The sequence below is a fragment of the Longimicrobium sp. genome (genome assembly GCF_036399255.1).
GTDB lineage: Bacteria > Gemmatimonadota > Gemmatimonadetes > Longimicrobiales > Longimicrobiaceae > Longimicrobium.
The window spans coordinates 53,025-70,806 of the sequence record NZ_DASWNM010000105.1 but is presented as its reverse complement, the minus strand read 5'-3'; the positions used below and the strand labels follow the sequence as shown (position 1 = coordinate 70,806).

Genomic DNA, 17,782 nt, shown 5'->3' with positions numbered 1-17,782 from the left:
CGCGGTGGCGAGTTCTTGGCGGCGGCCAGGGATTGGTTCCGGCACCGCTGCGGAAAATCATTGTTCGCGGGCAACCAACGAGCGAGATTCGGCAGGCTCGGGCGTGTGTACGAGAATCGTCCAAAGCGTTGACTTCCTGAGGGAGGCGCCGCTCCGGACCCGACGGTACGAACGCACTTTGGCGCCGACCGAAGGACCTCGCCGGCCGAACGACTGGGCTGGTTTCGTGCCCTGATCCGGCCCCTTGCGCCACCGAGGCGAGGTCCTTCGGTCGCGCGCAGAATGTTGTGTAGCTTCTGATTACGCGTGGTGCGCTCCCTCAGGAAGTCAACGCGCTTCAGTGAGCGGCCCAAACCTGTCCCCGCCCGCTCCCTTCCCGTAACTGATTTGCCCGCCCGCATCCCCCGTCGTCATCCCCCGAAGCCCCTGCAGCCGCGGCGGCGCCGGGCGCTGCTCCTGGCGGCCGTCATGGTGCTGGCGCCGCTGCTCGCGCTCGCGGTCGCGGAGGCGCGGGTGGGGCGCGCGCTGGAGCGGCGCGTGTACGACGGCTGGTTCACTCTGCGCGGCAGCCAGCCGCGGCCGGCGGAGGTCGTGGTCGTGGCGATCGACACCGATTCCGAGGCGTCGCTGGGGCGGTATCCCTGGGGGCGCGAGTGGCACGCGCGGCTGCTGCGCAACCTGCACCGCGCGGGCGCCCGGGTGGTGGCGTTCGACCTGACCTTCGCGGATGCGTTCCCGCGCGCGGACACCGCCTTTCGCGCCGCCATCGACCAGACGGGGATCGCGGTGCTGGGGGCAAAGACGGACGTCGTGTTTCGCCGCGGCGCGCGCGGGTTCCGGCTGGAGGAGCCGGCCGGCGTGCTGCGCGGGGCGCCCATCGGCATCGTGGACGTGCGGCCGGACGCGGTCGACGGCGTGGTGCGCGAGTATCCCGTCCTGCACGCGTATCCCGGCCGCGCCGTTCCGCAGCTGGGCGTGCAGGCGGTGCTGCGGTTCCGGGGGATGCCGGCGGATTCGACGCGTGAGGTGCGCGGCGGATGGCGGATGGGCGGGCGCGCCGTTCCCGCGGGCCCGGGCGGGGGGATGCTGATCGACTGGCTGGGACCCGCCGGCTCCGTCGCCACCTACTCGTACGCCACGGTGGTGGACGACGCGGCCACGGACATCGGCGAGTGGGACCTGGATTCGTTCGAGGACCTGGCGCGGGACAGCGTGTTCCGCGGCCGCATCGTCCTGGTGGGGACCACCGTGCCGGAGCACCAGGACCTGCATCCCACGCCCGTGCGCGACGCGGACGGCACGGCGGGGGCGGTGCCGATGCCCGGCGTGGAGATCCACGCGCAGGCCGCCGCCGCGCTGCTGGCCGGCCGCTTCGTCCGCCCGCTGCCGCGGCCCGCGCAATACGCGTGGACGGTGCTCCTGGCCGCCGCCGCGGTCCTGGCGCTGGCGCGGCTTCGCGGCTGGCGGGGCGTGGGGGTGGCGGTCACGCTGGCCGTCCTGGTGCCCGCGGCGGCGGGGCTGGCGTTCGCGGGCGGAACGTGGCTCTGGACGGTGGCGCCGCTGCTGGCGGTGGGGCTGGCGTCCGGGGGATCGGCGGCGGTGCTGTGGGCGGACGAGGCGCGGGAGCGGGCGCGCATCCGGGGGATGTTTCAGCAGTACGTGCCGCCCGCCGTGGTGCGCGAGCTCATCCGCCGGCCGGAGCTGCTGGCGCTGGGCGGCGAGGAGCGCGTGGCCACGGTGCTGTTCAGCGACGTGCGCGGCTTTACCGCCGTGGCCGAGCGGCTGGCGCCCGCCCAGCTGGTGGCGCTGCTGAACGAGTACCTGACCGCCATGACGGACGTGGTGGTGGAGCACGGCGGCATCGTCGACAAGTACGTGGGCGACCTGCTGATGGCGGAGTTCGGCGTGCCGGTGCCCGTGGACGACCACGCGGTGCGCGCCTGCCGCGCCGCGCTGCGCATGCGCGACGAGCTGCGCCGCCAGCGCGCAGAGTGGGAGGGGAAGGGGATGCCGGCGCTTCACGCGCGCACCGGGATCAACACCGGGACCGTGCTGGTGGGCAACCTGGGCAGCCACCGGATGATGGACTACACCTGCATGGGCGACCACGTGAACCTTGCGTCGCGCCTGGAGGGGCTGAACAACCTCTACGGCACGGAGATCATCGTCTCGGAGTTCACCTGGCGCGAGGTGAGCGCGCACTTCGTCGGCCGGGAGATCGACCGCGTGCGGGTGATGGGGCGCGCCGCACCGGTCGCCGTGCACGAGCTGCTCGCCGCGCGCGAGGACGGGGTGGATGCGGATGTGACGGCGCTGCTGGACGGCTTCGCGGACGCGCTGGCACTGTACCGCGAGCGCCGCTTCGGCGATGCGGCGGATGCGTTCGCGGCGCTTATGGAGCGGCACCCGGAGGATGGGCCGTCCGCCGCTTACCTGGAGCGCTGCCGCGAGTACGTCATCCACCCGCCCGCCGAGGGGTGGGACGGCGCCCACCAGCTCGCGTCGAAGTAATTACCACGAAGCCGCGTCCGTGGTCGTTCGGACGAACTCGGCGGAACGCGCGTTATCCAGAATCGCGTTGATTCCAGCTTTGTCCCAGCCCCCGCGTGACTAAAAACCTGTTGGGCCGCCCCGATCACGTCGCCATGCTTGCGCGCTTATCGGAACGCGATCTACTTATATTAGATAGGTGTTAGGCGCCGCCGGTACAGACTCCAGGGCGGCGCATTCGGCGCGGCGACGGGCTGTCGCGCGAGAAAGTACCCGGACCCGGTGTGACGCTCTATCATGTGCTTGACCTGATGGGGGATTAACCAAAAGGAGAGAAATGGAAACCATCTTGGACTATATGATCGTGGACAACTGGGACGCCGCGAAGGGCAAACACCGCATGGACATTCTACAGGCGCGCGTGCGTCAGTTGATCACCCAGGGTTGGCGGCCAGAGGGAGGGGTCGGCGTTCACGGTGGCACCGTGATGCAGGCGATGGTAAAAGTTCGCCCAGATTGAGGGGAATCGGACCTCACTCATATTCCAAACTGACCCACTACCAGCTATGGCGAGGCGAGTTCCATCACTGAGGTGCGTGGTGAAAAATCAGAGGTTTTTTGGGAGGCTAACTCCAGATTCAACTGTAAAGGCCGGAAGGCTTATCCAGACGTTTCGACGTAAAGGGGTTATCGATGAGGCGCCGTTGCACCATAGGCTTCGTATTCGATGAGGTAGCTATGGCGCTACGAAACCGCCTAGCGCAGCAGTGCGGCGGCTGGCGCGGACCAAAATGTGTCTTGACCGGCGCAATTGCCACGACCTAACAATCGGCTACAAGGGATGCGGGGCCTTGCATGCTTTCGGGCGGAGGAACGTCTTGCGCGGCGGTCCCGCACCCCTGACCCTTGTGTCGGTACGTCGCTGCCGCATGAACTCGGTATCGACCCATTACTGTGGTCCCACCATTCCCCCGCTGACCTCACCGTGCCATGATTCACCCGCTCCGCATGCTCCCGCGTGTATGGGTCACGCTCGCGACGATCTTGGCCGCACTCCTGATGTTCGCCGTCGCTAACACGGCGTCGGCGCGCGAGCTGAGACGATCGAGCCCACCCTGGATTTGCATTAATCAGCGGGTCCCACCGGGACACGTGGTGACCTCCGGACGTCCAGACGTCAACTGTCCGTTCTACTCGCCGGGCGGGCATAACAGCCACTTCGTTGAGCGGCCGGGTACGGTGGCCCATGTGTGCGCATCATCCCCGATTCCAGAACCCTATGTGATCATTGCAGGGTTGCGCCGGAACCAGTGCGGAACCGATGGGCGCGGCAACAATGCGTTTACCATCCGGGTGCCACGGGCGACGGAGACTGTCTGCGCTGGGTCCCGGATTCCGAGAGGCTATCGGGTAACTCAGAACGTGCGGAGCGCCCAATGCCCGTTCTATAATGAACCGGCGAACAATGCCTTCGTGATCCGGCGGAATTAGAAGCAGAGCAGTAGAAGCGGAGTGACGTCGCCCAGTGCGGCCTAACAATCGGCTGCAGGGGATGCGGGGCCTTGCATGCTTTCGGCTGGAGGAAAGTCTTGCGCGGCGGCCCCGCACCCCTGACCCTTGTGTCGTTAGGCCGCCAGGCACGGCCAGCGTTAACACGACAAACGGCACCCCTACTCTCGACGACTATGAACGCTTCCGCGCGACTTTCCACACTGTTTGGCTCAGCGCTTGTGTTCGCGCTGTCATTCCTCTATGTGCCTTCGGTGTCGGCACAACAAGCTGCGGTGCCGGAGCATGAGGCGCTCATGGGCGACATGGTCGGCGAGTGGTTGATGACGGGCACAATAGCTGGTGATAGAGTGACGCACGACGTGTATGCTGAGTGGATTCTAGGCCGCCGGTACGTCCGAATCCACGAGGTGTCACGCGAGCGAGATGAGGACGGGAGGCTCGCTTACGAAGCCTGGATTCACATCGCTTGGGATACAGAGAACGCCAATTACGTAGTCATGTGGCTGGACAACACGGCTACGACAAACTTTGCCGAGGAAGGCGTCGGCCACGGGAAGCCTGATGGAGACCGAATCCCGTTCGTTTGGAGTCTCGCGGACGGGAGCGGTATCCGAAACACGTTCGAGTACGACCGCGAGGGCGACACGTGGTCGTGGACAATCAACAATGTCAGCGATTCGGGACGCGTGTCTACATTTGCAGAGTTGCGTCTGGAACGGAAGTAGGTCGGGCGGCAGAACCCACCGCTGCAGGCCGACAGCACGCGCCAGTGTCCTTGCCTCGTCCGAGCGGCAGCGTATCCTGCGGCTCGTACCATCCGCCAGTCGTCAGCGTGCTGCGGCTGAGCGGTCATCTGTTAGGCGGCTTGGCTGAGCATCCTCTCGCACGGAGTTCTTTGTGCAGCTGCTGACGCTTCATGCTGGTGCGGTCGTTGCCCTCTCTGCTCTCTACCTGCTCGGCTTCGGCGCCATTGCCGTGGCAGGACCCGCACGTGCGTTTGGTTACCTGCAGCACTTCGCGAGCACGCTGCGCCTGCATGTGCTCGAGCTGCTCGTGCGCATCGCTGTGGGCGCGGCGTTCGTCGGCTACGCATCTCAGATGCACTTTGGGAGCCTCTTCTACACGTTCGGCGGAATCCTCGTTGTGACGACGCTTGCTCTTGCGGTGATCCCCTTGGCGCTGGCGCCAGCGGATCGCTCAGACCTCCGTCCCTGCGGTAGGGCCGTACCTGCGTCTCATAGGAATCGCGTCCTTCGCTGCGGGTGCATTCGTGCTCTGGGCCCTCGCTCTCGGGGTCGCGGGATTAGCAGACATACCGGCGTTGTGGCCGGAGCGCCTCGCAACCTGTGGCGCCGCCTAACAATCGGCTGCAGGGGATGCGGGGCCTTGCATGCTTTTGGGCGGAGGGAAAGGCTTGCGCGGCGGCCCCGCACCCCTGACCTTTGGGGCGTTCGGCGGCGTCGGCAACAGGTAATCAATCAGGGGGAACGAGCATGTCCAGGCCCAACTTCATTGAGCTGCCCGCCCGCGACCTGGCGGCGAGCCGAGCGTTCTTCGAGGCGGCGTTCGGCTTCACCATGACCCCGTTCGGGCCGACCTACGCCTGCACTCTCACCGGGGACGTGGACATCGGCCTCCAGGCTGACCCGCAGGAGGCGACCCAAGCCCCCCTGCCCGTGATCGCGGTGGCGGACTTGGAGGCGACGCTCGCGGCGGTCACTGCGGCCGGGGCGGCCGTCACCAAGCCGATCTTCGGCTTCCCAGGCGGCCGGCGGTTCCATTTCCGCGACCCGGGCGGCAACGAACTGGCGGCCATGCAGGTTGACCCGCGGTGACCCCGCCGGCCGCGGGTGCGGAGCGCCGAACCAGGCGCTGCAGCCTCGTAGCTGCGCGTGAGCTCCTTGAGCACCTGCCGATCGGCGCGACCGTGGTAGACCGCCCGCAGCTGGCCCGTGCGGAGCGGCTCCGACAGCTGGGCAGAGTCCGCGTGGTTGCCCTTATTCCCCCGCTGGGGCGTGCCGCGCTGGTTGCAGACGACCACGCGCGCCACGCGCTTGAGGAGCAGGTCGCGCAGCCACTGCGCCTGCGTGCCTTTCTCGAAGGCCAAGTGCACCGTGCCGCGCATTCCGGCGATGAACTCCAGCAACGCCGCCTCCTCGGTCGGCAGGATGCTGCGCGCGATGATGTTGCCGCTGGCCTCCCGCACCGTCGCCATAGTGGTTGCCTGGTGCACGTCCAGACCCAAATACTTCGTCGAGCTTCTCATGAGGGCCGCCTCCTGTTGCGGGGAACGCTGGGTTCGCAACCGCCGACTCACAGCAGGGGGCGTGCTCTCAATATGCGTTAGGCCGCTGGGCAAGCATCGCGGCAGCCGCAGGGGTTTCTCCCGCGGCTGCCGTGTGTTTCATCCTGGTCCGGCTCAGGCGGCGAGCCGCCGCACCACCTCCCGCGCGCCTTTCCGGTACACGGTGAGGCAGACCAGCTCATCGTTCGGGTCGCGGACCTCCCACCAGCGGCTCTTCGTCTGCTTGACGATGGTGTAGGTTGGCTTCGCGGCGGCTGCGGGCGCGGGATCCTTCTGCTTCTGGGGCATCGTGCGCTCCATCCTCTTGACCCGGGCCGTCCAGCAGGGCAGGTTTGGTGAGCGGGCGGCCTTCGGGTCGTTCGTCTGTGAGGCTGGCCGGTTCTTCTTGCTGGGAGAGCGGTCAGCCTTGCTTTTCTCCCTGCTGGACAGAATACTATATCCAGAAGCGTGGCTTGTCAAGAGCATTCTATCCAGCGAGCGCCTGTGGACTTCAAGGCCGCTACAGATATACTGACCCGTCGCATCACCGCGGATGAGATCGCAGACGCGGCTGGCGTCTCGATCAGCTCCATAGCCCGCGCTCGTCTCGATCCCGCCAGTTCCGCGTACCGCTCACCTCCTGAGGATTGGGAAACCGTGCTGGCTCGCCTGGCGAGAGAACGCACCGAGGATTTCAAGGAACTCGCGGAGCAGCTGGAGAACCAGGCGCAGGCTAGGCGTCCTTGATTCGCGCGCGGAGCCGGCCTAACAATCGGCTGCAGGGGATGCGGGGCCTTGCATGTTTTCAGGTGGACGAAAGTCTTGCGCGGCAGCCCCTTCGCACTCCGCGGGGCAGGAGTGCAGATCATGCGACAAGCATAGTCTTGCCAATTACCAGATGCCAATTAGTTTGATTTAATCGCCCTTGCCCACCCTGCATGCGCCATTTTATCAACCTCCAATTCGGGGCCATCCATTATGTCTTTCTGGGGAAGCGTAGGTTGTCTTGTCGGGATGCATGATATGTCAAATTGGGCGTACATCTCAGAAGGTGAATGTAACCAGAGCAGGTCGTGTCGTCGTAAAGGCTGTACCAAGAAAGAAACACAAGTATTTCACACATTTTCCGAGTGGACCTTCACAGCGGACAACAAGTGTGACCAGTCGCGTCAGTGTGAGCGGTGCCCCGCAGTCGAGAACCGCACAAACCATAGTTGGAACGACTGGACATACACTGATGATGGTTCGTGCCAGCAAGGTCGTAGTTGTGCTCGATGCAACGAGCGGGAGAATAGGCAGGAGCATCTGTGGGACGCTTGGCACTATCAATCGCCACGCACGTGCGATCAGGTTCGTTTTTGTCGGCGGTGCAGTGCTCGTGCCGAAAAGGCGGCAGTGAAGCAGGATCATGACTGGGGCGAGTGGAGACCACACCACCCAGGAGATTGCAACTTTGTCAAGAGATCGTGTGAGCGGTGTGAAGAAACGGATATTGACTACTCACTGACGCCTCATCACCTATTCACTCCTTGGGAGCCGATCGGGCAGGGACGGAGTAGCCGTGTGTGCGCCAACTGCGGACAGCGGGAACTCGCAGAACCAAAGGGGTGACGCGCCTTTTTCGTGTTACCTTACTTACCCGGCGAAGGCTGATGGCACTTGGCACGGCTCTCGGCCGAGCCGCGGCCTGACAATCGGTTGCAGGGGATGCGGGGCCGCGCATGCTTTCAGCCGGACGAAAGCCTTGCGCGCCGGCCCCACACCCCTGACCCTTGTGTCGTTAGGCCGCGGGGCAGGTGTCGCGGCAGCCGCAGCAGTACGCATTGTGGGGGCACGCCTTGACTCGTTAACACATGTCTTCGATCCTCCGCCTTCGGTTTCGCAGGCAGTAGTCGCACGCCGCGTCAACTAGCGAGCGTTATCCTTGTTTGATCGCTTGATTCAGGTGCGGATGAGGCCCAACAATCGACCACGGGCCGATACGGGCCACATGCTTCTCGCTGTTGCTATCCATGCGCTAACCCTGCCCCTGCGCGTGTATCGTCAGGTGCACACACCTACGGTGACTTGTGAGAGAGTGCTTCGTGATAATGCCGATCGGTAGCGGTGACGCCTACCAAGTGTATCGGAACCGATATGAGCATATCATACAGCCTGCTGTAGACAACCTTCTTATTGACGGACAGCAAGTCTTCCGTTGCGTACGAGCTGACTTTGTAACTATGTCGGGCTCTATCACCCGTGACCTGCTCTCCCGTCTGTATCGCTCCGACACAGTTATCGCTGATCTGACAGACCTCAATCCCAACGTGTTTTATGAGTTAGGCGTCCGACACGCATTGCGCTCCGGCACGATTCTCATCGCTCTAAAAGGAACTAAGCCTCCGTTCGATGTAGGCGATCTCCGTGTGATCGCCTACGAGGATCGTGTTGGTGGAGAAAAGGACGCAATTCCACAGATCCAACAGATGTTAACCTCGTTCCTGAGCGAGGAACGGATGCAAGATAGTCCTGTCCTGCATGCGATTCCCGAACTGGCGGAAATGGGAGCGACGAAGGAGTACGAAGCGCGGCTCGTAGCATTGCAGAGAGAAAGAGACCTCCTGAGGGCGCAACTCGAAGTGGCAGAGAGGACCGGTCTAGCAAATCAGGCATCCCTTGAAGCTCTGCATGATGCAATTGAGCGGCTTGGCAAGCGACAATCGGAGCCGCAGCGGCAGGACGCCCAAGCCGAGATTCAGTCTCTAGTACGCAATCGGCGTTCAGCGATTCTGTCTGTCCCCGTCACTACGCCGAGTGACGTAGAAGTCGAGCGAGATGCAGTTTTCGTACTTATGCCTTTCTCGTTTGAGTATGAGGATGTATATAGGACTATTGAATCTGCGGCGCAGGAATCAGGATTACGGAGCTATCGCGCCGACTCCATCATGGCGCCGGGTTCTATCATCGATCAGATCTTTGAGAGCATTGCGAAGAGCGGTTTGGTCGTCGCGGACCTGAGCGGTCGCAATCAGAACGTCATGTATGAGGTGGGTCTGGCGACGGCGATGGGCAAGGAAATGCTCCTGCTTGCGCAGGCCATCGACGAGCTTCCTTTTGATCTGCGTCATCGTCGCGTGATCGTGTACCGTTCAAGCCGTGACCTTCACCGGAGCCTCCTGGAGGCATTCGCCCAGTTCAAGCGTGGCATCTCTAACGGATCGTAGCTGGCTAAGTCCGTCGTTCTCGCCAGTAGCGGGGCGAGGCCGCATGGGGCGAGCTCCGTAGCTGCGGCCTAACAATCGGCTGCAGGGGATGCGGGGCCTTGCATGCTTTGGGGCGGAGGGAAGTCTTGCGCGTCGGCCCGCACCCCTGACCCTTGTGTCGTTAGGCCGCTGGACAAGTATCGCGGCAGCCGCAGGGTATTCTCCCGCGGCTGCCGTGTGTTTCAGCTTGGTTCCGTCTCAGGCGGCGAGCCGCGGCACCACCTCCCGCGCACCCTTGCGGTACACGGTGAGGCAGACCAGCTCTTCGATCGGGTCGCGCACCTCCCACCAGCGGCTATGCTTCTGCTTGATGATGGCGTTGGCGGGCTTCGCGGCGGTGGGCGCCCGGTCCTTGGGTGGTCAGGCACTGGCAGACGCCAGTTCTCTTGACCCATACTATCTAGTAAGGCAGCTTTGGTGGGCCGGCGGCTCTCGGGTCCTTTCGTGGTTGAACGTTCCTTGTCATGAGGTAAGACTATGGAATACAGATACGATCTTTTCATAAGCTACTCGAGCCGCGATCGTTCTACCATTACGCGTTTAGCTCAGGCGCTTACCGATAAGCGATTTCACATTTGGCTAGATGAGCATGAGATCGGTGTGGGCGATAGAATATCTCGCAAGATTGGGAGTGGTATAAAGGAGTCTAGGTATCTTGCGTTATGGCTAACGGATTATTCAATCAGATCTAGGTGGGTCGCGATTGAGTGGGAGGCGATGCTTCACAGCGAGATTGTTGACGATAACACGAGAGTCCTCCCACTGCTTGGTGAGGCGTGCGACATACCTGTTCTGTTACAAGACAAGAGATACGTCGATTTTAGCAAGTCTTTCGAAGAGGGGCTGGACGAGCTGATCTGCTTCTTGGATGGTCGAACTTCTGTGACAATAGAGGAATGCGTCCAAGGTCTCATCGATGGCCGAGAAGCCTCGGTGTGCGCTGAGAAGTTGGGTGCACTGGCGATAAGAGGACGAGATGAACTTGCCCTTCAGGCTCTTTGGGATTCAGCGCAGCAAACAACAAAGCCTTTCGTGGTTGTCGACCATTGTTGTTGGTACATTGGGAGGATTGTAATAGAAAGTTGTGAGCCCAACATGCAGGATGCTGGCCTCCGAATTTTAGAGGAGTCCATAACGAAAGCATCTGATATTATCATTGATAAGTTTGCCTACACAGCCGGAGAGATAGCTCTCCAGGTGGAGGATCCAGCCCTGAAAAGGAGGGTGGCTCACTTTATTGAGCAGTGTACAACGAGTGATAATCTCTCAGTGAAGAAGTGGTATACGATTACGAAGGATAGAATTAGGGAGCACGACAGCTTTTTTTTTGAGAACGTCCTGCATTGATGGGTACTCCATTGCAAGCCATCGCGTGGCCGCCTAACAACCAGTTAGGCCTAGTTCCCCTCCGACACCTCAATCAGACGACCTATGGAATTCCTCTGGGCTGCTGTCGGTGCGCTTGTCGGTCTTGTGCTTACGGTTTTTGTGCAGCCCTTCATTGAAGGGGCAGCCCACGGCGTGTTAGTGCGAACATTCGGTTCAGCGCGACGGAGAAAGCAGTTGCTCGCTGGTACTTGGCAACAGCAATGGGCTGTGGAAAGTACCAATTTCCCTCCAGTTAATCCGAGCACGGTGCAGATGAAGCAGTTAGGAAAGCGTGTCTCGGCCAAATTCGCGTCAGCCGGGCGCATGTACTTCGTTAACGGCGAGGTGTCCCAAGGCACGTACCTGACAGGAACATGGTATGACGAAGCTGAGGGCTCCACCTACCATGGTGCCTTTCAGCTTAGAATTCGGCCGAATAACGATTCGATGGTAGGGAAGTGGGTGGGCTTTGGAGAGTCTGGGGAAATCAAGACCGGCGTGTGGGAGTGGCGACGTGTTGAATCCCAAACGCCTGCGCCCACTGACACCCATGCATAACTGATTCGGGCGCAATTCCGTCGAGAGGCCTAACAATCGGCTGTAGGGGATGCGGGGCCTCGCATGCTTTTGGCGGGATGCATCTTGCGCGCCGGCCCCGAGCCCCTGAACCCTTGCGTCGTTAGGCGCTCACACCTAGAGTCAGGCGCCACCAAAATCGAATCGGGTGCGAGCGTCCGCAGTGCGGTACCGGCTATCAATGAAGCAGAACGAGGTCACCTTCCCAGCGGGAGGAGTGACCTCGTTTTCATGGTATAAAACGTCCTGCCCAACCGCGATGAAGGGCGCGCTTAGCCTACGATCTGGGCATCCGCGCTGCTTCCCCCGTCATTGGCACCGTGGTTGGGCTCGGAATGATCGTGACGATCGACATCCTTGGCGAGGCGGCCCTTCTCGCTGGCTCGCTCCGCGGGGTCGTGCTGTTCGCGGGCCTCGAACAGGCGGTCCTTTCCGGCATCGTCGTGCTTGCTGATTTCGCGCGGGTCGTGGCTTGCGCCTGATGAACCTTCAGCCTGGTTGCGTTGGGCGTCCGCTGATACGGCGGACTGGTCGAGCTTCTTGTCGCTGGCGCTGTGCTTGTACCCGCTGCCTTGATCGGCCATTGCTGCATGCTCCTGTTGAAGATGCAACGCAGGAGGCAACAGGCATGCCGTACCGATTCCAGCGGAGCGTGCAAGCTCATGAAAAGCAAGTCTTTGCGGCAATATGCCGAAGGTTTGCCACCGGGGCCGGGGGCGGTTGGCACGCGTGCATCACAGCGCCCGCCAGTCCACCTCCAGAATGCGGCGGTAGACGCCGCTTTCCACCATCGTCTCCACCAGGTCGGTGTCCAGCAGGCCGTCGCGCGCTTCCATGTGCAGGATGTCGATGGCCTTTTCGGGAGAGACGGCGCGCTTGTAGGGGCGGTCGCTGGCCGTCAGCGCGTCGAAGATGTCGGCCACGGTCATCATCCGCGTCTGTGGCGGGATGCCGGCCTCGGCGATGCCGCGGGGGTAGCCGCGGCCGTTCAGCTTTTCGTGGTGGCCGTACGCGATCTCGGCCACGTTGCGCAGGTCGCCCGTCCACGGGATCTGGATCAGAAAGTTGTACGTCTGCTCCACGTGGCTCTCGATCTCCTTGCGCTCGCCGTCCGTCAGCGAGCCCTTGGGGATGCGCAGGTACGCCAGCTCCTCCTCCGTAAGGTACGGCAGCGGCGCGCCGTCCGGCCCCGCGAAGGTGAGCCGCGACAGCCCGTCCAGCTCCGCCGCGTAGTGTTCCGGGAGGATGGTGGGCTCGTTGGCGGCCATCACCAGCGCCCGCACGCGCTCCAGCTCCGCCATCCGCGCCTCCGCGGCGGCGTCCACCAGCCGCTCCCCGCGCTCGGCGGCAAGGGCGCGGGCGCGAAAGTGCTCCATCTCCAGCGTGCGGCGGATAAAGGCGAAGCGCGCCTGCACGCGCTCCATCAGCAGCGGCGGCAGCTTCTTGGGCTTCACCAGCACCTCCTCGCGCACTCCCACCTTGCCGAAGTCGTGCAGCAGCGAGGCGTAGCGAAGCTCGCGTATCTGCTCGCGGCTGAAGCGCATGCCGGCGTAGCGCCCGCGCCCCCCACGCTCCAGCGCCTCCGCCAGGTCGCAGGTGAGCGTGGCGACGCGGACGCTGTGGCCGGAGGTGGCGGGGTCGCGCTGGTCCACCGCGACCACGGCGGCCCGCACGAAGCACTCGAACAGGTTCTCCACCTGCCGGTACAACCGCGAGTTCTCGATGGAGACGGCCGCCTGCCCGGCCAGCGCCTGTACCAGCTCCAGCTCGCGCGGGCGATACGGCACCACCCAGCGCCGCGCGGCGTCCGGCCCGTCGATACGGGCCGACGGGTCGCGCTTGTGGTTGATGAGCTGCAGCACGCCCACGACGGTGCCGGGGTGGTCCACCATCGGCACGACGAGCATGGAGCAGGTGCGGTAGCCGAACTGCTCGTCGAAGCTGCGGTTCAGCCGGTACGGCGCGTCCGCCGGCAGGTCGTACGCGTCCGCCACCCGCAGCGTCTCGCCCGTGACGGCGGCGTATCCCGCCACGCTGGTGGTGTCCAGCGGCAGGGTGTACGCCTGGAACGGCGCGTCGATGGAATCGTTCTGCGACAGCGCAAAGCACAGGCGCGCCTCGCCGTGCTCGTCCTCCTCCACCAGGTACAGGCTTCCCGCGTCGCTGCCGGTAAGCTGGCGCGCCTTGGAAAGGATGGTGCGCAGCAGGCGGTCGGGATCGCGCTCCGTCATCAGCGCCATCCCCACGCTGGCCAGCTCGCGCAGCTGCCTGCGCGCGCCCGACAGCTCGCGCTCCAGCCGCGCCTGCGCCAGCCGCGCGGCGGAGAGGCGCAGCGCGCCGCGGATGGCCCGCGCGGCCGCCTCCTCACCCCGCGGCAGCATCGACAGCACGCGCTCGCTCCCGCGCGCCAGCGCATCCGCCTCCTCGTCCGCGGGAACCACGATCACGGCGTCCGGCAGTGCCCGCAGCGCGGCTTCCAGGCCCTCCGCCCCCGCCGCGAGCAGCCGGTCCAGCACCAGCACGGTGGGTGCGGTGGGGGGCATGACGTCCGCGATGGAATCGACGGGCCGCGTCTGCAGCGCGCTGGAGAGCTGCGCGGGCGGGGTCCACGCGGGGGAGTGGATCAGCAGCGGACGCGGCGGCCGGGCCACGCGCGGCGGGAGCGGCCCAGCCGCGCCGGAGCGGGGAAGGGCGGTGCTCATGCGCCACCTCCACCCAGGCCGATCGCCACGCCCTCGGTGGCCGCATCCACCCGCAACGCCGACCCGCGCTCCGCCAGCCCGCGCCGGACATCCTCCACGACGGCGTCCAGCGCGTCGTCCGACCGCTCGGGCGCGTGGTGAAAGAGCAGGAGCCGCCGCGCCCCCGCGTCCTCGGCCAGCCGCACGGCATCGCTCACGCGGCTGTGCCCCCAGCCGCGCACGCCCGCGTACTCGTCGTCCAGGTACATGGCGTCGTGCACCAGCAGGTCCACGCCCCCCACGAAGTCGACCATCCGCCGGTACTGCGTGCCGTCCGTGTCGCCCAGCTCGTTGTCCGGCACGTACGCCAGCGCGGCGCCGCCGGCATTCATCCGGTATCCGCGGGTAAAGCCGGGGTGGCTGACGCGCAGCGAAGTCACCTCCGCCGTTCCGTCGCTCCACGGCCGGGCATCCGCGTCCACGAACTGTAGCCCCGGAGAGAGCGCCTGGAGTGGCACGGGGAAGTACGCGGGCGCCATGATCCCCGCCATCACGCTGGCCACGCTGGCGCCGTCCTGCGGCGGACCGTGTACGCGGACGCGAGTCTCCGGATGATAGAGCGGACGGCAGAAGGGAAAGCCCTGCACGTGGTCCCAGTGGAAATGGGTGAGGAACAGCTCCGCCTCCATCGGCCCCTCCGGCGCCAGCCGCTGGCCGAGCTCGCGGATCCCCGTGCCGGCGTCGAACAGGTACCGGCGGCCGCCCGCCTGCACGTCCAGGCAGCTGGTGTTGCCGCCGTAGCGCACGGTTTGTGGGCCCGGCGCGGGAATGGAGCCGCGGGTGCCCCAGCAGGTGGCGGTCAGGCCGCGTGAAGCGCTCATGGAAACGCGGGGGAGGGGCGCCTGCGTGGGGAAACCGGGAGAGTGCCCGCATCCGACGCGGGCTGCGGCGCAAGCTAGGCTTCGGGTTGCCGGGGTGCAACGATGCCGTTTCCGCTGCCCTTGGAACTCCGCCGCCGAACCCGGCCGAAGGACTACGGCATCGCGATCCCCGAGGCGTGATCCCGGATCCGGAACGGACAAACAGCGAAAGGTACAGAGGAACAGAGTCAGACAGAGGAGGAGATTCACTTTCGGCGCAATTCCTCTGTTTGACTCTGTTCCTCTGTACGCCAACCTTTTTCCAGGAAGAAGGCGTGATATGAGACATGTCATCAGAACGTGGACACGTCACGGGTGGCTGGCGAGGAAGCCTCACCGGCCACCGGCGCGCTGGCGTCCAGGGGCGACTTGCTGCACGTTGCTGCTGCGCCGCGGGGATCGTCCCGCTTCCCGCTGAACGGCACGAACTGCAATGACGACATCCAGGAGAGCGCAGATGCTACGAGCAGGGTCCCTCGGCCGCACCGCGGGTCTGGCCATCAGCTTCCTTGCCACCCCGCTGGCTGCGCAGCAGCCGGACGCACCACGGCCGTATTCGGTGGGGAATCCGCTCGGTGTGCCGGCCACCGCCACGCCCGGCCGGGAGTTCGAGGCGATCTCGCCGAACGTAAAGGTCTACGGCGCCATCTACTCCGCGGAGAGCTGCTCGTACGACGCCGAGCGCGGCGTCATCGTGGTGCCCAACCGCGGCGTTCCGCAGAGCGTGCAGGCCAACGACGCCTGGGTGTCGTTCATCAACCACGACGGGTCGGTGCACACGGCCCGGTGGATCGGGGTGCAGGGCCCGGCCCAGCGGTCGGGGATGGCGCCGCCGCTGGTGCTGAACGAGCCGTACGGCAGCGATGTCGCGGGCGGCATGCTGTACGTGGCCGACCGCGACGGCGGCACCCGCGCGGACGAGCCCAGCGTCGCCGTCATCCGCCGCTTCGACCTGCGCACCGGGGCGCCGGCGGGCGAGATGCGCGTGGAGGGCGCCCCGTGGCTGAACGACATCGAGGTCGCGGACGACGGCGCGGTCTACGCCACGCAGACGGGCGATTTTGGCGACAATCCGAACCCGGCGACGTGGCGGGTGTGGAAGATCGCGCCGGACGGCACGGCGTCGGTCTTCGCGCAGGATGCGCCGCTCCGCCAGCCCAACGGTATCGCTCTCGATCCGCAGGGCAACATAGTCGTCGTCAACGTGGGCAACGCCGAGGTGCTGACGTTCTCGCCCGCCGGCCAACTGGTGCGGACGGAGAACGCGGCGCAGCCGGGGAGCGATGGGCTGGTGATCATGCCGGATGGGACCAAGTACGTGAGCAGCGTCATGCAGGGAGGCGTTTCGCGAATCCGTCCGGGTGCGCCCGCGGAGCTCATCGCCCGCAACATCCCGAGCGCGGCGTCGATGTGCTACGACGCAGGGGCGAACCAGCTGGTGATTCCGATGAACCCGAACAACGGCCTCGCGTTCGTGCCGCTGCAGTAGCCTCGTGGCTGGGCCGGCTCCGCAACAGAGGATGGAGTACAGAGGAGCAGAGGTTCAAAAGAGAGATACAGAGGCCGCAACACGGGTTCCTCTGTATCTCTCTTTGCATCTCTGCTCCTCTGTACTCCATCCTCAGTTACCTGACCCGCTCGAAGCCGCCGTACTCGTAGGCGAGCGTGGCCGTGGCGCCAAGAGCGGCCATCCGCCCGACGCCCGTGGTGCGCAGCGCCGCGCCGCCGCGCACGGGGAGGCGCAGCGTGCTCCCGCCCACCCGCAGGTCGTCGTACTCCAGGTGCGCGGTGGCGAAGGGGCGGCCGCCGCGAAGGTAGTCGAACTCCAGCCGCCGGATGGCGAAGCTCTCCGCGTCCACGTGGATGGCGCCGCGGACGTCGACGCCGTCACGCCGCGGCCGCACGGGGCGAAAGCGGAGCACGTACGCGCCTTCGGCCTCTTCGAACGAGGGCTCCAGGCAGTAGTCGCGGAGGAACGCGTCGTCCAGCAGCTCGGTTTCGTACGGCACGTGCACCCGCTCGCCCTCCATGTAGCCCACCTCCCGGTGCCGTGCGTGCCGGCGCTGCTCGCGGAGCGCCACGGAGTCCGGCTCGCTGACCATGGTGTCTACCTCGGTGCGGCGCGTGGTGCCCCGGATGCGCCAGCGGGTGGCGACGTCCTGCCGCATGACCCGCGTGTACCGGTACTGCAGGTCGAACGCGCGCCGCGTCTGCACGCCCTTGCGGGCCTCGTTCCAGAGCACGGCCAGCTCCGGGTCCTCCGCCAGCCGGTCGGCCGTCAGGCACTGGCCGCCCACGACGGTGACGGCTTCCAGCAGCACGGGGCGCGCGGCGCTGCGGATCTCGTGAAACAGGGTTTCCCCCGTCCGTACGCGCAGCAGGGGCGACTGCGTCCGCTCGTATCCAATCTGCTCCACCTGCAGGCGGTACTCGCCGGCGGGGACGGAATCGAAGCGAAAGCGGCCCTGTGCGTCCGTGACCGCGTCGCGCGGGGCGGCGCCGGGCGCGGCGGCGGGGAGCAGGCGGACGAGCAGCAGCGCCAGGGGCTCGCCGTCCGCGGCGGTGCGCGCGACGCCCTCCGCCGCGCCGTGCCCCGGCTGGGCCGCGGCGGATGGCGCGGCGCCCAGCAGGACGAAGAGCGCGGCGGCCGCGCGGGCGGCACGGCGGAGAGCGGGAAAGGGCAGGGTGTGCACGAGAACTCCAGAT

General features: G+C 65.2%; 14 protein-coding genes. 9 read left to right on the top strand and 5 right to left on the bottom strand.

Annotated elements, in window-relative coordinates; genetic code table 11:
• The first annotated feature begins 387 nt into the window (after nucleotides 1-387).
• The 4 genes from VGC13_RS19665 to VGC13_RS19650 all read left to right on the top strand — a co-directional run bounded on the left by VGC13_RS19665 (nucleotide 388) and on the right by VGC13_RS19650 (nucleotide 5,837).
• Nucleotides 388-2,511 (top strand): adenylate/guanylate cyclase domain-containing protein, encoded by a 2,124-nt coding sequence (locus VGC13_RS19665; RefSeq protein ID WP_331126991.1) that lies wholly within the window; start codon nucleotides 388-390, stop codon nucleotides 2,509-2,511.
• A gap of 316 nt (nucleotides 2,512-2,827) precedes the next feature.
• Entirely contained in the window at nucleotides 2,828-3,010 is a 183-nt protein-coding gene (locus tag VGC13_RS19660) for a hypothetical protein (RefSeq protein ID WP_331126990.1), read from the top strand.
• Nucleotides 3,011-4,175: 1,165 nt separating this feature from the next.
• Nucleotides 4,176-4,727: a hypothetical protein gene (locus tag VGC13_RS19655; protein WP_331126989.1), complete on the top strand. Its 552-nt coding sequence runs from the start codon at nucleotides 4,176-4,178 to the stop codon at nucleotides 4,725-4,727.
• A gap of 768 nt (nucleotides 4,728-5,495) precedes the next feature.
• Nucleotides 5,496-5,837 carry a VOC family protein gene (locus VGC13_RS19650; protein ID WP_331126988.1) on the top strand — a complete coding sequence of 114 codons (342 nt, stop codon included), beginning with the start codon at nucleotides 5,496-5,498 and terminating at the stop codon, nucleotides 5,835-5,837.
• Between the two features lie 584 nt (nucleotides 5,838-6,421).
• Here the strand turns inward: VGC13_RS19650 and VGC13_RS19645 are convergent.
• Nucleotides 6,422-6,595, bottom strand: a complete 174-nt coding sequence (locus VGC13_RS19645; RefSeq protein ID WP_331126987.1) for a hypothetical protein — start codon at nucleotides 6,593-6,595, stop codon at nucleotides 6,422-6,424.
• Between the two features lie 195 nt (nucleotides 6,596-6,790).
• Between VGC13_RS19645 and VGC13_RS19640 the strand changes: the two genes are divergently transcribed.
• The 4 genes from VGC13_RS19640 (at nucleotide 6,791) to VGC13_RS19625 (ending at nucleotide 11,457) form a co-directional block, all read left to right on the top strand.
• Nucleotides 6,791-7,033, top strand: a complete 243-nt coding sequence (locus tag VGC13_RS19640; protein ID WP_331126986.1) for a hypothetical protein — start codon at nucleotides 6,791-6,793, stop codon at nucleotides 7,031-7,033.
• A 1,337-nt stretch (nucleotides 7,034-8,370) separates the two neighbouring features.
• Entirely contained in the window at nucleotides 8,371-9,492 is a 1,122-nt protein-coding gene (locus tag VGC13_RS19635; RefSeq protein WP_331126985.1) for a hypothetical protein, read from the top strand.
• 516 nt (nucleotides 9,493-10,008) lie between these two features.
• The gene (locus VGC13_RS19630) at nucleotides 10,009-10,878 is read left to right on the top strand and encodes a toll/interleukin-1 receptor domain-containing protein (protein ID WP_331126984.1); all 870 of its coding nucleotides are present in this window, start codon (nucleotides 10,009-10,011) and stop codon (nucleotides 10,876-10,878) included.
• Nucleotides 10,879-10,962: 84 nt separating this feature from the next.
• Nucleotides 10,963-11,457, top strand: coding sequence for a hypothetical protein (locus VGC13_RS19625; protein ID WP_331126983.1), 495 nt, complete (start codon nucleotides 10,963-10,965; stop codon nucleotides 11,455-11,457).
• A gap of 290 nt (nucleotides 11,458-11,747) precedes the next feature.
• On the opposite strand, the gene VGC13_RS19620 is transcribed toward VGC13_RS19625, so the two are convergent.
• The 3 genes from VGC13_RS19620 to VGC13_RS19610 all read right to left on the bottom strand — a co-directional run bounded on the left by VGC13_RS19620 (nucleotide 11,748) and on the right by VGC13_RS19610 (nucleotide 15,037).
• Nucleotides 11,748-12,059 (bottom strand): hypothetical protein, encoded by a 312-nt coding sequence (locus VGC13_RS19620; RefSeq protein WP_331126982.1) that lies wholly within the window; start codon nucleotides 12,057-12,059, stop codon nucleotides 11,748-11,750.
• Between the two features lie 150 nt (nucleotides 12,060-12,209).
• Nucleotides 12,210-14,177 (bottom strand): HD domain-containing phosphohydrolase, encoded by a 1,968-nt coding sequence (locus VGC13_RS19615; RefSeq protein WP_331126981.1) that lies wholly within the window; start codon nucleotides 14,175-14,177, stop codon nucleotides 12,210-12,212.
• Complete coding sequence (locus VGC13_RS19610) at nucleotides 14,174-15,037, bottom strand: MBL fold metallo-hydrolase (RefSeq protein ID WP_331126980.1); 864 nt, start codon at nucleotides 15,035-15,037, stop codon at nucleotides 14,174-14,176. Before VGC13_RS19610 ends, VGC13_RS19615 begins: the two co-directional genes overlap by 4 nt.
• 496 nt (nucleotides 15,038-15,533) lie before the next feature.
• Here VGC13_RS19610 and VGC13_RS19605 point away from each other — a divergent pair, with 496 nt between their 5' ends.
• On the top strand, nucleotides 15,534-16,565 hold the full coding sequence (locus tag VGC13_RS19605) for an SMP-30/gluconolactonase/LRE family protein (protein WP_331126979.1): 1,032 nt from the start codon (nucleotides 15,534-15,536) through the stop codon (nucleotides 16,563-16,565).
• 136 nt (nucleotides 16,566-16,701) lie between these two features.
• Here VGC13_RS19605 and VGC13_RS19600 read toward each other — a convergent pair whose 3' ends face one another.
• Nucleotides 16,702-17,769, bottom strand: coding sequence for a carboxypeptidase regulatory-like domain-containing protein (locus VGC13_RS19600; RefSeq protein WP_331126978.1), 1,068 nt, complete (start codon nucleotides 17,767-17,769; stop codon nucleotides 16,702-16,704).
• Nucleotides 17,770-17,782 lie beyond the last annotated feature (13 nt).

What these genes read in the sequence shown, in the direction of transcription:
- VGC13_RS19660 (WP_331126990.1), top strand. Translation starts at nt 2,828, where the DNA reads ATGGAAACCATCTTGGACTATATGATCGTGGACAACTGGGACGCCGCG.
- VGC13_RS19655 (WP_331126989.1), top strand. Translation starts at nt 4,176, where the DNA reads ATGAACGCTTCCGCGCGACTTTCCACACTGTTTGGCTCAGCGCTTGTG.
- VGC13_RS19650 (WP_331126988.1), top strand. Translation starts at nt 5,496, where the DNA reads ATGTCCAGGCCCAACTTCATTGAGCTGCCCGCCCGCGACCTGGCGGCG.
- VGC13_RS19645 (WP_331126987.1), bottom strand. Translation starts at nt 6,595, where the DNA reads ATGCCCCAGAAGCAGAAGGATCCCGCGCCCGCAGCCGCCGCGAAGCCA.
- VGC13_RS19630 (WP_331126984.1), top strand. Translation starts at nt 10,009, where the DNA reads ATGGAATACAGATACGATCTTTTCATAAGCTACTCGAGCCGCGATCGT.
- VGC13_RS19625 (WP_331126983.1), top strand. Translation starts at nt 10,963, where the DNA reads ATGGAATTCCTCTGGGCTGCTGTCGGTGCGCTTGTCGGTCTTGTGCTT.
- VGC13_RS19620 (WP_331126982.1), bottom strand. Translation starts at nt 12,059, where the DNA reads ATGGCCGATCAAGGCAGCGGGTACAAGCACAGCGCCAGCGACAAGAAG.
- VGC13_RS19615 (WP_331126981.1), bottom strand. Translation starts at nt 14,177, where the DNA reads ATGAGCACCGCCCTTCCCCGCTCCGGCGCGGCTGGGCCGCTCCCGCCG.
- VGC13_RS19610 (WP_331126980.1), bottom strand. Translation starts at nt 15,037, where the DNA reads ATGAGCGCTTCACGCGGCCTGACCGCCACCTGCTGGGGCACCCGCGGC.
- VGC13_RS19605 (WP_331126979.1), top strand. Translation starts at nt 15,534, where the DNA reads ATGCTACGAGCAGGGTCCCTCGGCCGCACCGCGGGTCTGGCCATCAGC.